Raw genomic sequence first — 14595 nt, 5'->3', positions numbered from 1 at the left:
TCTCCAGTCGTAACAATTAGAGTGTCGACAGGGTCAGCCCGCCATCCACGGCGATCACCGACCCGGTGATATATGCCCCGGCCGGGCCGGCCAGCAGCAGCAAAGCGCCATCCAGATCAGCGGGCTCGCCGAACCTTCGGGTTGCCACGCGGGTTCGAATGCGCTGTCCAGGTTCACTGTCGAGGAACGCATCGTTCAGTTCCGTTCGGATGTAGCCGGGTGCGATCGCGTTCACTAGGATGCCATCCCGCGCGACTTCCAGCGCCATCGTCTCCGTCATGCTGACGAGGCCAGCTTTCGAAACACCATAGGACTGAATGCCCTTGGCAACCGTTTTCCAGCCGAGCACCGACGCGATGTTAATGATCCGCCCGCCCCCGCCGTGAGCCACCATGTGACGCCCGATTTCGCGCGCGACGAGCCAGGCGCCCTTGAGATTTGTCCCGACCACCCGGTCCCACTCCTCCTCGTCCATCTCGAGGGTGAGAGCGCGCGGCGGCACACCGGCATTGTTGACGAGGATCGTCATCGCTCCGAGTTCCTCCTCGGCGATCCGCACTGCGCGCGCGACGGACTCGGCGTTTGTCACGTCGAGTTCGATCGGGAGCGCTCGCCCGCCAGCCGCTTCGATTTGTTTCGCCAGATCCGCCAGTCGATCCGCGCGCCGGGCCCCGATGGCGACTTTCGCGCCGGCCCCGACCAGCGTCTGCGCAAAATGCGCGCCCAGCCCGCTCGACGCACCGGTTACGAATGCCACCTGCCCGGTCAAATCAAACTGGTCACGCATAATACTTCCCCCCAACATCGGGCTACGGATGTTTGCCGTCCCGCCGCGGCGCCGGTAAGTTTGGGACAACCTTCACGCCACGCGGATATCAATCCAATGCCGACCATTCTACTGGACAAGCAAGGCCCCGTCGCCACCCTCACACTAAACCGCCCCGACGTGCTGAACGCCCTCAATCGCGACATGGCACTCGAACTCAACGCCGCTGTCGAAGACCTGGCCGGCGACGATTCGGTCCGCGCCGTCATCCTGAAGGGCGCCGGCCGGGGTTTCATGGCCGGCGGCGATGTGGCGACCTTCCACGAGAACATCGACACTATCGAAGAGACGATCGACGACCTCATCAGCCTCTATCACAAGGCGGTCCTGGGCCTGTCGCGCCTCCCCAAGCCGGTCGTGGCGGCGCTGCACGGCCCGGTCGCGGGTGCCGGCATCGGCATGGCGCTGAACGCAGATATCGGGATCGCGGCGGACAACGCCGTGTTCACCATGGCGTATATCGGGATCGCCACGATTCCGGATGGCGGTTCCACCTACCTGCTGCCCCGGGTCGTCGGCCGGCGCAAGGCGCTCGAACTGGCCATGCTCAGCGAGCCGGTCGATGCCGCGACGGCGCGCGATCTCGGCATGGTCAATCGCGTGGTACCCGCCGACGAGCTTGACGCGGAAACCATGAAGATGGCCGAACGCTTCGCCAAAGGGCCCACAACCGCATACGCAAACACCAAGGCGCTGATAAATCAAAGCCTGGAATCCGAAAGCATGGCCGACCATCTGTCAGCCGAGCATGCCGCGTTTCTCCGTTGTGCGGTCAAGGATGACTTTGCCGAAGGTGTCGCGGCGTTCGTGGAGAAGCGGCGACCGGATTTCAAGGGCGACTAGCCTTGCGGTCTGCAACATGAGCGAATTCACCCGCGACGACGCCCAGCATATTCTCGACACGGTCATGACGCCGTGGCTCGACGAACTCGGCATGACCGTCGAGGAACTCACGCAGAATGGCGCTGTCGTACGCCTGCCGTGGGATGCGCGTATCTCGCGCGACGGCGGGCTGGTGACCGGCCAGGCCCTCATGTCCTTCGCCGATGCCGCGATGGTGGTGGTTATTTCGTCGGCGATCGGCGGTTTCGAGAAAATGGCTACCATCGACATGACGACGTCATTCCTCGCGGCCGCCTACAACACCGACATTCTTGCACGTGGCGAGGTTCTGCGCCGGGGCAAGCGTATGGTTTACGGTCGGATTGACCTGGAAGCTGCCGACACGGGCGAACCTATTGCCCTTATCCAGACCACCTGGACGCTTCTCGGAAACCGCGAGGGCTAATCCGTCGGACCATCGGCTTCACGCCATGCGGCCATGCCGCCCGCGATGTGGCAAACATCCTCGAATCCCATATCGACCAGGGTCTTGGCGGCGAGCGCGGATCGCCCACCACTCGCGCAGAACAGGATCAGCCGGTCACCGTTGGAAAACACCGGATTATGGGCCGGGCTGTCCGGGTCCGCATGAAACTCCAGAAATCCGCGCGGAACATGCGCCGACCCGGGGATCGTGCCCTGCTCTCGCTCCACCCCCTCGCGAATATCGATGAAACTGTAGCCGGGCTCGCCAAACACCGCGAGCGCATCCTTGACGGCCACGGTCTCGATTGCGGCGTTCGCCTCCGCAAGAATCTGCTTGAATCCGCGCTTGAGCGTCATCGATACCTCCTTGTCCGGTCATGGCCGGCGTCCATTAAATTATCCGATCCCCATGATCGCTGCGGCGGTGCCGCCGAGAACTTTCTTGCGTTCCGCGGCGCTCAGTTTGGTCGCGCTTTCGACAAATGAAACCGGCTCGAACTCCTGCATGTCGAACGGGTAGTCAGTTCCCATCATCACACGATCAACCCCGACCATGTTGACCAGATACTCAAGCTGGTCGGGCCGGAACACGACGGTATCGTAGTAGAGCTCACTGAGATACTCGCTCGGGGGACGGCTGATCTTGTCGCGCAATTCCGGGCGATACTCCCAGCTATGGTCCATGCGACCCGCGTAAAAGGGGAAATACCCGCCGCCATGGGCAATGCAGATCTTGATCCCGGGGTGGCGGTCGAGCACCCCACCGAAGATCAGATGCGTGATCGCGATCTGTTCCTCGAGTGGCTGTCCGACACAATTGTGCATGAAGAACGGCCGTAACCGCGCACCGTCCGTAAACCCGAAAGGATGCAGGAACAGCGGAACATCGAGAGCCACAGCCTCGGCATAGACCGGATCGAAGCGTTCGTCCGACAGCTCGACCCCGTCCACGTTGGTGGAAAGAATAAACGCCCGGATATCGAGCTCCTTCACCGCGCGGCGCATCTCCGTCACCGATGCCGCGGCATCCTGCAGGGGCAGCGTGCCCATGGCGACAAACCGGTCCGGGTTTCCCGCAACGAGCTTGGACACATCGTCATTCTGGGCGCGTGCGAGGGCGTTACCCAGTTCCGGATCGGCCCAATAGTAGAACTGGATCGGCACCGGACTGACGATCTGCATATCCACCCGTGTGGCGTCCATATCGGCCTCGCGCGGCTTCAGGTCGATCATTTTCGGGACCAGGTTCGGGATATTCTCGTTGTCGACCGCCATGGAAGCCGGATGGGCGAAGAACATGTACGGATCACGGTCGGGTGTCAGGATTTCTGCGGGTTGGTAGTGCTTGTCCATAAGCGCCTTCGCCGACGGCGAGAAGACGTGACAATGCATGTCGATTGCGACGGCGGCATCTGCGGCCATGATTTCCCCCTTCTATGCATCCGATCTGCTGATCGGTTGGGTCAAAGCTTAGCACTGCTGGCGAATAGAAAAAGGGCGGTAGAAAATCCACCGCCCTTGTTTCACATGGGTTTCGCGGCAACGCGCGCTAGTTGAGCGACCGCTTGAGATCCACCAGAGCCAGCGGAATTTCCGGGAAAATCATCACGAGGATAAGCACAAACAACATCACCAGCGCGAATGGCGCCGCGCCGATGAAGATATCGGCAAGCGAGATGTCCTTCTGCACCAGGGTCGATTTGATCACATAGACCGCGAGGCCCAACGGCGGGGTCAGCAGACCGATTTCTGTGGCAATTACGGTCACCACGCCAAACCAGACAAGATCAATGTCAAACGGTGCCAACACCACGAGGAACAGCGGCACCGTGATCAGCATGATCGAGACGGAATCGATGATCGTGCCGAGAATGATCAGGATGATCACATACATGATCATCAGCTGCGCGAAGCTCGCGTTCATATCGCCGATCACGCGGCCCAGCTCCGTCGGCAGGCCCGAAATTCCAAGCATCCGGCTGTACATGCTGGCCGCGATGATCAGGAACAGCAGGGTCGCCGTGATATGTCCGGTTTCCACCAGCACATCCCAGAGCTTGCGCGGTGTTATCTGCCTGCGAATAAGCGCGAACAGGAATGCGACGAACGCGCCGGCTGCGCCCGCCTCGGTCGGGGTGTAGAGCCCCGCATATATACCGCCGAGGACGACCAGCACCAGAATGACAATCGGATATGTCTTCGCGAAAAGCTCCCGACCGGGCATCTTTTCCTGATCGACATGCGCATCGAGCGCGCCCGGCTGAGCCACCATATTCGGAAAGCCGTAGGCCATGACCGCGATCAGGGTACAGAAGGAGAAGGTCAGCAGGATGCCCGGGCCGATGCCCGCGATGAACAGATCGCCGACGGATTCTTCCGCGATCAGCGCAAAGATGATCAGCAGGATCGACGGCGGGATGAGCATTCCGAGCACCGACGAGCCCGCAACGGTGCCAACCGCGAATCGGCCCTTGTAGCCATATCGCAGCATTTCCGGCACGGAGATGCGGGTGAACACGGTCGCCGATGCGATCGAGACACCCGTGATCGCGGCAAAGATCGCGTTCGCAATGACCGTGGCCATGCCGAGGCCGCCGCGCACGCGGCGCAACGCATTCTGGGCGATGTCGTATGTGTCACGCCCCATCCCGGCCGTACTGACGAGAAGCCCCATCAATACGAAGAGAGGTATGACGCCGAACAGGAAATCCGCGACAGTTTTCGCCGCCGATATCCAGAGCAGACTGATCGCGATCTTGACGTTGCCCTTGATAACCCAGACCCCGACGAACGAAATCAAGGCGAGAACCACCGGGACATGCATGCCGATATAGATCAGCAGCAGCATCGCGATAATGGAAATAAGGCCAATTTCAAAGCCGCTCATTTGATCGACTCCTCAGCGGCAGCCACTTCCACGTCGACAGCCTCCTCATGCTCAAGCGGTGGCTTACCGAACAGGCCGCGGATATTGTCGACAACCGACAGGAAAAACTGCATACCGAGAAGCGTGCAGCCGACCACGAGCGCGAGGCGCTGAGGCCACTCCGGGAATGTGAAAACGCCGGTATTTCCGACGAAATGCCCGCCATGATAGGCCTGCAGCCACTTCGGCCAGCCGCCCATGACAATGGCGACCATCAGGCCGACACCCGCGAGGTGGAACAGGATGCCCATGATGTTGCCGACCGCCGGCCATTTCGAGAGAATCCGTCCATAGAGTGCGTCGGACCGCGTGATCCGGCCAACCTTCAGCGTGTGTGCCAACTGCAGGTAGAGGATCGTGACAATCGAAATCTCGACGATCTCCGTCACGCCGCTCAAAGGCGAATTGAAGATAAACCGCAGCGAGATATCGAGCGTGATTAACAGCATCAGGATGAAAATCCAGCCTGACGCCACCGCGTTACTTAATAGGACGATCCGATCGAAAATTCGACGCAGAATATCCAGAAATCCGAGTATTGCGCTCAATGGAAGTCGGGGAGCCACCTTTCGGCGGCCCCCCTCCCTGGTTCGTATGTGAAGTCACAAACAGAAGTTCTGGAACCGCCTATTCGCGATCCCACTGACGTGCGATCGGCTGATTGTTCGCACGCATCTCGTCCATCCAGGCCTTGAGGATCTCGGTTCCCGGCTGACCAGCGGCATTGCGCTGCTCGGCCCACTGCTTGCCCAGCGGCGGCAGTGCCGCGGCCCAAGCGTTGCGCTCGGCATCGCTTGCCACGGTGACCTTGGTACCGAATTCGGCTTCGCAACGTGCGAGACCAGAGGCCGCGCCGTCATTCACGCGCTTCACGTTCTCGGTGACCCAAGCCGAAGATGCTTCAGATGCTGCATCCTTAACTTCCTGGGGAAGACTGTCCCAGACGTCGATGTTGAAGTTCAACGAGAAGCCGTTCACACCACCCAGGCTTGCATCGAATGCAAACGGAGCCGGCTCACAAAGCTTGAAAGCACCCGCACCCTGGCGCCAAACAATCATGGCCTCATAGATGCCCGTGCTCAGGCTGTTGTAGGCGTCCGCCAGGTTGGTCTGCACACCGGCAGCGCCGATCGCGAGAACCCAGGGCAGGTTCGGGCCGGCGGCGCCGACCTTCAGGCCCTTGACCTGGTTGATGCTGGAGATCGGCTTGGCCGACCAGAGCATGTAGTTGTCAACCGCGCCGGTCGGAGCCAACGCAATCTGGTTGAACTCTTTCCGCCAAGTGCCGTTGTACTGCGGGAACGTATCGACCATCTTCTGGGTGACGGCACTCGCAAGCCCGACATCGAGGGTCGTGAACGGCGTCTTGAACGACACGTCGTAAAGCGGAACCTTATCGGCGTGGAACGCAGTCACGATGACGCCGAGGTCACCAATGCCAGTCTCGACACCTTCAAGTTCACCACGCGGCTTGACGATCTGGCCACTGATGCCCTTGTTCCAGTTGATTTTGTACTTACCGTTTTTGGCAAGAATGGCATCAACAGCAGGCATGTAGGCGTCAACCAGCGAGCCAATCCAGGTCGCGGGCGGCGGATAGCCGGAGATCGCCGTGAGGTTAATGGTTTCCTGCGCACTTGCCGGCGCAGAGACGGCAACGGTTGCTGTCGCAGCCGCGGCGATAAGCATCGCCGTCGATTTTGAAACTTTGGACATGAAGTCCTCCCAGTTTGTTTATTATTTCCCCGTCGGACTTTTCTAGTCCTGACGAAAGCTTCCAACAACGAAGGCCCCTTGTCCATCGAGAATTCGAGAATGTTCGTCGACGCGCACAAAATTACGTGCGTGATCACGAGAAAGTCAGCAATACGCGGCTGTTACACGATTATTCGTATAGATGAGCTGGTGACCAAATTCACGTACACGAACACGAATATCTGCCCAATCAGGCGTTCGTCCCGCATTACCACGCGTCCAGAAATCGGCGCCCGATCGTCCGAGGATTGAGAATCCAGGCAGAAAAAGACCGGGCCGGCAACCTGCCAGCCCGGTCGGGAATTCCCATTGAATCGGCAGCCTATTCGGCGGCCTGCGCCAGGAGTGCCCCCGGTCCGAACAATAGGTCACGAAGCCAGTTGGCCTGCGCGCTCGAGACCTTCTCGAGATGCTCATTGTTCGAATACAGGCTCATGTGATCGACACCTTCAACGATCGCCAACTCCTTGTTCGGACACGGCACCGCGTTGAACACGTCGATCTCAAGATCGGACGATGTGATGTTGTCGCCCTTGGCAATCGCCATCATGTAAGGCGTCTCATACAGGCGTTTGGCATAGGGCATCACGTCGTACTGCAGGAGCAATTCAACCGACTCAAGCGTGTTTTCATGGATGTGATTCGGCGCTTCACGCTCTTTGATGTCCTGAAAGATGGTGCGGACATGGGGGAACGGCCACGAGCTGATCTCGTTGTCCGGGTCGGTCGTAGCCATCGGTATCATCTGGCTCGGCTCGCCGCGTTGACGCGCCTCGCGATCCGCCAGAATGAGTTTCTGGATTGCCGCAAATTTACGCTCGCCGTGGCACCGGCGCATCGTCGGGAAACCGTCGACGACGGGCACCACCGACATGGCAAACTTCACGCGGGAATCCAGTGCCGCGACGCAAATCGCATGTCCGCCGGAGTATGAAATACCCCACACGCCGATCCGGTCCGTATCGATTTCATCCAGCGTCTTCGCGAAGCTCACCGCGTTGCGGTAATCCTCGATCTGATCCCACGGATTGATGTGCTGGCGCGGCGAACCCTCGCTGTCGCCAAAGCACCGATAATCGAATGTCAGCGCGGCACAGCCGATATCGACAAAATCATCCGCATAGTAAGGCATGACGATTTCCCGCACGTAGCACCAGCCACCGGCCATCACCACGAGCGGCGGATTCTTGACACCGTCCGGCAGGTAAAGCGTACCGCGAATGGTGTCACCGCAACTGTTGAATTCCACGTCTCGAGTTTGCATTTGCTTCTCCCCTGATGAGCCATTTCACACATGTGAATGGATATCTTTTCTTTTGATCAGATTGGTTCCCAATCGCTGAAACTGTCAACTATGCGGGCTCACCCGCCACCTTCTCCCTCAAGTTGCGCCGCGATGATATCCCGCAAGACATTCTTGCGAATCTTGCCGGCGGCCGTGCGGGGAAAATCATCGATGATTTCCAGCCGCTCGGGATATTTCTGTTTCGCCATACCGGTCCCATCGAGAAATGCCGAAACATTCGCGAGGTCGAGGCTCTCGTCCTCTTCCAGCACGACGAAGGCACAGCCCGTCTCGCCCATGCGCGGATGGTGCATCGCGACCACGGCAGCCTCATGGATTGCCGGATGCGCGTGCAAAGCATCCTCGACCTCACGCGGACTGATGTTCTCACCCCCGCGAATAATCAGGTCCTTCGAACGACCGGTGATCACCAGCGCCCCGCGGTCATCCATCATCGCCAGGTCGCCGGTGTGAAAATAGCCATCGCCCTCGAACGCCTCGGCATTGTGTGCGTCGCCGGCATAGCCCAGACACATCTCCGGACCACGGGTCAGGATTTCGCCTTCCTCACCGGGACCCACCACATGCCCAGTCGAGGGGTCCACGATTTTCACTTCATGGCCGACGATATATCCTTCGGTCGTCGCACCGAGAGCTTCTTCTTCTCGGCTGTTCACACCCAGCGTCACCGTCGGTGCCTCGGTCGAGCCGTATACACGCGAACAGACGCAATTCTCGAAGGCGGCGTGGGCGCTGTAGATCACTTCGGGCGGCACCGGGGCCCCGCCAGAGGGAAAGTAGCGCAGGCTGGGAAAGGGCCGCGAATTCTTCCGGGAGAACATGGTCAGTTCCTGCAAGAACACCGTCGCCGCGATGGTGAAGGTGACTCCAAACGCGTCGATCAGCTCACCCGCGTCATCTGCGCGCCAGGTTTCCATGAAAACCGCAGGTGCATTCAGTGTGAACGGCATCTGAATGCCGTAGAGATAGCCGGTGATATGAGACACCGGCGACGGCATCAGAATGACATCACTGTCGTCGAGCCCGAGAAAACCGGAGATCGCCTGAATTTCGGTATCGATCGTGTTGTGACTGTGCAGCACCCCCTTGGGGCGCCCGGTCGTGCCTGATGTATACAGGATCAACTTGACGGCATTGGGATCGACCGCTGCGCGTTCGAACGTCTCCGGTTCGCCCTCCGCCAGAAGGTCTTCGAACGCCGTCGCCCCCTCGGCGGTGCCGCGCACCGTGATGACATGCGCCAGGTCGGGAAGCTCGCCACGATGGCGCGCGACCATGTCGGCATAGTCGAACTTCCGGAACGTCGTCGGCACAAAGACCAGCTTGGTGCCGGCATCGCGCAGAATGTAGGACACCTCGGAATCCCGGTAGATCGGGATGATCGGATTGCAGACCAGCCCCAGCATGGCGCAGGCCAGATCGATGATCACGGTCTCGGGCCAGTTGGGGAGTTCGAAGCTCACGACATCGCCCGCGACGAGACCACGCTTTTGCAATGCGCTGGCCAACGCGCGCGCCTGGCGATCCAAGTCGGCGACGGTATGTTGTGTGCCACCCTCCACGAACAGCACACGGTCGGGATTCTTCGACGCCAGATCGGCGAGTTCGTCCGCCAGTGTGCGGTTTCGCCAAATTCCACTGGCCGTGTTCGCCGCGATCAACTCGTCAGTCAGGCGCGTCTTCCAGCCGCTGATGTCCATCCGCATTTCGCGCACTCCCCGGCCTACTCGCGTGCCAGCCGCAGCCGGTTTGAAATATTGTTCTTCTGGATCGCCGAGGAGCCGCCGATGATCGGCATAAGCAGCGCCTCGCGCACGTAACGCTCCATATCGAATTCCTTGATGTAGCCGTAGGCGCCCATCACCTGCTGGCAGGTCAGCACGATCTCCTTGGCGACGTCACTGACATAGAGCTTGGCCATCGAGGTCTCGACCGATGCCGGCTTCTTTTCATCGAGCAGCCAGGCTGCGTGGTAGGTCATCAGCCGGCAGGCGTGGAGCCTGGTCTTGCAGTCGACCAGCATGTGACGAACGGACTGATAGGCGGAAACCGGCTTGCCGAACTGCTTGCGCTCCTGGGCATATTCCCAGGCATCATCGACCGCCGCGGCGGCATTCCCCAGCGCCAGTGCGGCGACTTCTATCTTTTCGACATCGAGGCCTGGCCCAACGATACGGCGCCAGCCATCGTTCCAGCCGGCCTCACCACCAACGATATTCTCAGCCGGAATTTCGACATCCTCGAACGTCACATCGCAGGTGGATGCCCCCTTCATGCCCATCGCGTTCTGCAATTCGATCGTCACACCGGGCGCGTCCGGCGGAATCAGGACAATGGACAGGTTCTGATAACGCTCGGCGTCGGGATCGCTCTTCACGACAGCATAGATGTAGTCGGCGATATTGGCGCCGGAACAGAAGCGCTTCGAACCGTTGATCCTGACGGTCGCGCCATTTCCGTCGCGAACGGCGGTCGTCCGGACGCTCGCCACGTCGGCGCCGACATCGGGTTCGGAGATGCCGTAGGCAAACAGCAGTTTGCCGTTTGCGAGCTTCGGTAAAAGCGCCTTCTTCTGTTCTTCACTGCCGACCTCTTCCATGTTCATCGCGCCGTAGCAGGCGCACATGATGAAGGGTACGGCGACAGCCATCGACCGACGCGCCAGCTCCTCGATCACAACCATCGTTGCGGTAATGTCCCGACCGGCGCCACCATACTCCTCGGGCACCGTCAGACCATTTACCCCAAGTGCGGAGAGCTTCTCGAAGATCTCGCGGGGAAAATGATTCTCCCGGTCCCATTCCTGCGCCTTGGCCCGCGGCATTTCGTTTTCGACAAACCGCCGCAACGTGTCCCGCAGCATGGTGACATGTTCGGCTTCCTGGAAATGTTCCATGGCGCGGCCTATTTGCCCGTGAACTTCGGGTCTTCCTTGTTCAGGAAGGCTTCCGTGGCAATCCGGTGATCGTCCGTCATCTGGGACATGGCCTCGAAATTGAAGGCCGTGTCGAGGACGGCATTGGCCGCCTGTTTGAGCCCGGCATTGACCGAGGCCTTGGTCCACTTGATGGCGTTGATGGCCCCCCCGGCGAGACGGTCGGCCATGCCGTAGACCGCGGCATCGAGTTGGTCGGCCGAAACCACATGGTTGATCAGTCCGATCGCGGCCGCGTCCGTGGCCGTCAGCAGATCCCCGGTCATCAGATATTCCTTGGCCCGGGCGTAGCCGATCAGCTGAGGCCAGATGACCGCACCCCCGTCCCCCGCAACGAGGCCAACAGCAACATGAGGGTCACCGAGCTTGGCCCGTTCCGTTGCATAGATGATGTCGCAGTAAAGCGCGATTGTGCAGCCCAGCCCGATCGCATGACCGGGAAGGCGGGCAATAATCGGCTTCTCGAGGTCGAGCAGGCTGTTCACCAGCCGCTTGCCTTCCCAAACGGTACGGGCAAACGCCGCTGGGTCGCCATGCATGGCGTTCAGCCATTGCAGGTCGCCGCCGGCACAAAACGCGGCCCCCTCGCCGGTCAGCACAACCACGTCGGCCTCGTCATCTGCGGCGACGTCATAGAATATCCGCGACAGCTCTTCGTGCAGTTCCGCGTCGATGGCGTTGAGCGTTTCGGGGCGCGACATCGTCAGGGTGAGCACCTGCCCGTCGCGTTTCGCCTTGATTGCCTGATAGCCGTCGTAGTTCACCTGAAATCCCCCTCTGAAACTATCGCACCGAATGCCTGACCGGTACGGCAGCAGTTCACTGTTCTCAAATCTCACCATGGCGGCAACGTCGGGGTGAGTCAATAAATATGAATGATGATTCATTATTCATATTTATTGCATGCGACTCCGGGAATGGTGATGATGGCACCCTGTTCTTTCAATTGAGCCAATCGTGATGCCCACTTCGCATGTTGCACAAGATGAGCAGACCAAACCGACGGCGTCGCGGCGCCCCACACGCGCCGAGAAAGCGGCCGCCACGCGTCAGGATTTGATCGAAGCGGCCGCGGAGGTTGTCGGCGACCATGGCTATGCGGATGCCTCCGTCGCGCGCATCACAGCCCGGGCGAACATCGCACAGGGCACCTTCTACAACTACTTCGAAACACGGCAGGCGCTATTCGATACGCTGCTTCCCGAGCTCGGCCAGGACCTGATCGCTTTCGTCGGAGATCGGGTCCGCGGAAGCCGTGACACGCTCGAAATGGAAGAGCGCGGGTTTCGCGCATTCTTCGAGTATCTCGCGGCCCATCCGGGCTTCTACCGAATTCTGAACGAGGCGGAAACGATGGCGCCAAAAGCCCATCAGAAGCATTTCAACGCGCTTACGACAAGATATGTGGCAGCGTTAAAACAGGGACTCGATCGCGGTGATCTGCCCGCATACGCCGAAGGGGATCTGGAGACGGTCGTCTACCTGCTCATGGCCGCCCGTAGCTATCTCACGCTGCGCTACGGCCTGGCCGATGGGAAACTGCCGGAAGATGTGGTTGCAACATATATAAAATTTGTCCGCGGCGCGCTCCTGCAGCGAGCAGCGGGAACCTGAACCAGCGCGTTATTCCCCGCGGCGCATCTTCAATTTCAGTGCCACCACCTCGTAAACATCTAGCCCGGCCAGAACACTGATCTCCTCAAGCGGTAGAGACGTCTCGTTGAGCAGCACACGTGCATGGCTTTCGGGATCGCGCTTGCGATTGTTGCGCCGGGGCACCCGGTTCGCCGCCGCTTCCGCCTTACGGCGCTCATCTTCATCTAGGCCACGCTCACGCGCTTCCTCCAAGGCCGCATCCCGGCGGGCCTTGTCGGCATCAACCCAGGAGTCAGTCATGCGCGCGGCCTTGGCCATGCCGGCTGCCTGCTCCGCCTGCTTGCGCGAAAATTGCGGAAACCGCTCCTCGGGGCGTTTCGGCGCCGGCCCGCCGCCGGCGGCCTCCTCCAGCGACATTCCACGGCTTTTCGCCATGCGTTTTGCCGCCGCAAGCGCAGCCTCGCGCTCACCCTCGTAAGGGCTTTCCTTTGCGAGATTCAGTAAATTGTGAAAGCGGGTACGTTCCGCTTCGTTGAAGGCACGCGCGTCGTCGATGACGTCACCTGTTGATAGGGGTTGTTGATAACCGCGGAGTATAGCCCATTTGGCGCGAATCTGGGATCAGATCACCAATGCGACCACGGCACCGGTCATACAGGTCGCGATGCTTCCCGCAAAGAGGGATTTAAGCCCCAGACCAATAAGATCCGACTTCCGCTCCGGCGCCATCGCGATCATTCCCGCCAACATGATCCCTACACTGCCGAAATTGGCAAAGCTGGCCATCGCATAGAGCAGAATAACTCGGGTCCTCTCCGACAGGCTGTCACCGGTTGCCGCGAGCTCGAGAAACGCAATCAACTCGTTCAAAACAATCTTGGTGCCGATCAACGACCCGGCGGTCGTCGCTTCCGCCCAGGGTATCCCGATCAACCAGGCAACCGGCGCCAGCACCCAGCCGAGCAGCCGTTGCAGGCTGACCGGCCCGCCCCAAAGGTCGGGAAACAGGCCAAGCATCTGGTTAACCAGCGCCACCATCGCCACAAATACGATCAGCATCGCGATGATATTCAGCAAGAGACGCAAACCGTCCTGGGTGCCCTGAACCATGGCGTCCAAGGTGCTGTCATACATGCCACGACCGGCTTCGTTCGTGTCTGCGACCGTGGAATTCGCATCAACCGCCGGAACAGAATCCGGCGACACGGGCACCATCAGTCGCGCGACGACAATCGCCGCCGGCGCACTTATCAGAGATGCGACCAACAAATGACCCGCGGCATTCTCGATCACGCCATTCAGGAATGTGGCGTAAAGCACGAGGACTGTCCCGGCGATAGTCGTGAGGCCACATGTCATGGTGACGAACAAATCGCTGCGATTCATGCGGACCAGATGGGGCCGGATCAAAATGGCCGCCTCGACCATGCCGACAAATATATTGGCGGCGGCGCCCAGTGCGACCGGGCCGTCGATCCGCAGGGTCGCCTTCAGGCCGGCGGCCAGACCACGGATGATCAGCGGCATCACCCGCCAATGCCAGAGGACGGCCGACAGGGCAGACAGCAGAAGAACAATCGGAAGCGCCTGAAACGCAAGAACGAACGCCGCACCCGGGTGGCTCTCCGCGAAGGGCAATGGGCCGCCGCCAAGAAAACCGAACACCAGGCTCGTGCCGGCTTTCGACGCCGTGTCGAGGGCCAGCACCAATCCGTTGACGGCACCAACCGCCTCGCGAACCACCGGCACCGACAGCGCGATAGCCGCCAGTGCCACTTGAACGGCCACGCCCGCGAGGACCAGTCGCCATGACCAGCCACGGCGATTTTCACTCACCAGCCAAGCCAATCCGACAAGCGCAATCAGGCCCAATATCGGCTGCACATTCTCGATCATGTTTTCCCCGGACGCATCGATCTCTGCCCCAATCCGATGGTCTATAC

General features: G+C 60.1%; 15 protein-coding genes. 3 read left to right on the top strand and 12 right to left on the bottom strand.

The window, feature by feature from the left end; all coding sequences use genetic code 11:
* Positions 1-16: 16 nt before the first annotated feature.
* A complete protein-coding gene (locus ABJ363_15435) occupies positions 17-787 on the bottom strand; it encodes an SDR family NAD(P)-dependent oxidoreductase (protein ID MEP4380386.1) in 771 nt (256 codons plus the stop codon).
* Between the two features lie 96 nt (positions 788-883).
* Here ABJ363_15435 and ABJ363_15430 point away from each other — a divergent pair, with 96 nt between their 5' ends.
* Both ABJ363_15430 and ABJ363_15425 read left to right on the top strand, forming a co-directional pair.
* Positions 884-1669, top strand: coding sequence for an enoyl-CoA hydratase (locus ABJ363_15430; protein ID MEP4380385.1), 786 nt, complete (start codon positions 884-886; stop codon positions 1667-1669).
* A 16-nt stretch (positions 1670-1685) separates the two neighbouring features.
* The gene (locus ABJ363_15425; GenBank protein MEP4380384.1) at positions 1686-2114 is read left to right on the top strand and encodes a PaaI family thioesterase; all 429 of its coding nucleotides are present in this window, start codon (positions 1686-1688) and stop codon (positions 2112-2114) included.
* Here the strand turns inward: ABJ363_15425 and ABJ363_15420 are convergent.
* The 9 genes from ABJ363_15420 to ABJ363_15380 all read right to left on the bottom strand — a co-directional run bounded on the left by ABJ363_15420 (position 2111) and on the right by ABJ363_15380 (position 11820).
* The gene (locus ABJ363_15420; GenBank protein MEP4380383.1) at positions 2111-2491 is read right to left on the bottom strand and encodes a rhodanese-like domain-containing protein; all 381 of its coding nucleotides are present in this window, start codon (positions 2489-2491) and stop codon (positions 2111-2113) included. The genes ABJ363_15425 and ABJ363_15420 overlap by 4 nt on opposite strands.
* Positions 2492-2530: 39 nt before the next feature.
* A complete protein-coding gene (locus ABJ363_15415) occupies positions 2531-3556 on the bottom strand; it encodes an amidohydrolase family protein (GenBank protein ID MEP4380382.1) in 1026 nt (341 codons plus the stop codon).
* A 127-nt stretch (positions 3557-3683) separates the two neighbouring features.
* Complete coding sequence (locus tag ABJ363_15410; protein MEP4380381.1) at positions 3684-5021, bottom strand: TRAP transporter large permease subunit; 1338 nt, start codon at positions 5019-5021, stop codon at positions 3684-3686.
* Entirely contained in the window at positions 5018-5608 is a 591-nt protein-coding gene (locus ABJ363_15405; protein ID MEP4380380.1) for a TRAP transporter small permease, read from the bottom strand. Before ABJ363_15405 ends, ABJ363_15410 begins: the two co-directional genes overlap by 4 nt.
* A 79-nt stretch (positions 5609-5687) precedes the next feature.
* The gene (locus ABJ363_15400; protein MEP4380379.1) at positions 5688-6776 is read right to left on the bottom strand and encodes a hypothetical protein; all 1089 of its coding nucleotides are present in this window, start codon (positions 6774-6776) and stop codon (positions 5688-5690) included.
* Positions 6777-7137: 361 nt separating this feature from the next.
* A complete protein-coding gene (locus tag ABJ363_15395) occupies positions 7138-8079 on the bottom strand; it encodes an alpha/beta fold hydrolase (protein MEP4380378.1) in 942 nt (313 codons plus the stop codon).
* A gap of 98 nt (positions 8080-8177) precedes the next feature.
* On the bottom strand, positions 8178-9827 hold the full coding sequence (locus tag ABJ363_15390; protein ID MEP4380377.1) for an AMP-binding protein: 1650 nt from the start codon (positions 9825-9827) through the stop codon (positions 8178-8180).
* 17 nt (positions 9828-9844) lie between these two features.
* Positions 9845-11017, bottom strand: a complete 1173-nt coding sequence (locus tag ABJ363_15385; protein ID MEP4380376.1) for an acyl-CoA dehydrogenase family protein — start codon at positions 11015-11017, stop codon at positions 9845-9847.
* 8 nt (positions 11018-11025) lie between these two features.
* Positions 11026-11820 carry an enoyl-CoA hydratase/isomerase family protein gene (locus ABJ363_15380; GenBank protein ID MEP4380375.1) on the bottom strand — a complete coding sequence of 265 codons (795 nt, stop codon included), beginning with the start codon at positions 11818-11820 and terminating at the stop codon, positions 11026-11028.
* A gap of 196 nt (positions 11821-12016) precedes the next feature.
* Here ABJ363_15380 and ABJ363_15375 point away from each other — a divergent pair, with 196 nt between their 5' ends.
* The gene (locus tag ABJ363_15375; protein ID MEP4380374.1) at positions 12017-12670 is read left to right on the top strand and encodes a TetR/AcrR family transcriptional regulator; all 654 of its coding nucleotides are present in this window, start codon (positions 12017-12019) and stop codon (positions 12668-12670) included.
* A 9-nt stretch (positions 12671-12679) separates the two neighbouring features.
* Here the strand turns inward: ABJ363_15375 and ABJ363_15370 are convergent, their stop codons facing one another.
* The gene (locus ABJ363_15370) at positions 12680-13069 is read right to left on the bottom strand and encodes a hypothetical protein (protein MEP4380373.1); all 390 of its coding nucleotides are present in this window, start codon (positions 13067-13069) and stop codon (positions 12680-12682) included.
* 204 nt (positions 13070-13273) lie between these two features.
* A complete protein-coding gene (locus ABJ363_15365) occupies positions 13274-14548 on the bottom strand; it encodes a nucleoside transporter C-terminal domain-containing protein (protein MEP4380372.1) in 1275 nt (424 codons plus the stop codon).
* Between the last annotated feature and the right edge of the window lie 47 nt (positions 14549-14595).

This window comes from Alphaproteobacteria bacterium, assembly GCA_039980135.1.
Classification (GTDB): domain Bacteria; phylum Pseudomonadota; class Alphaproteobacteria; order UBA6615; family UBA6615; genus UBA8079.
This window is presented reverse-complemented; position numbering and strand designations above follow the sequence as displayed.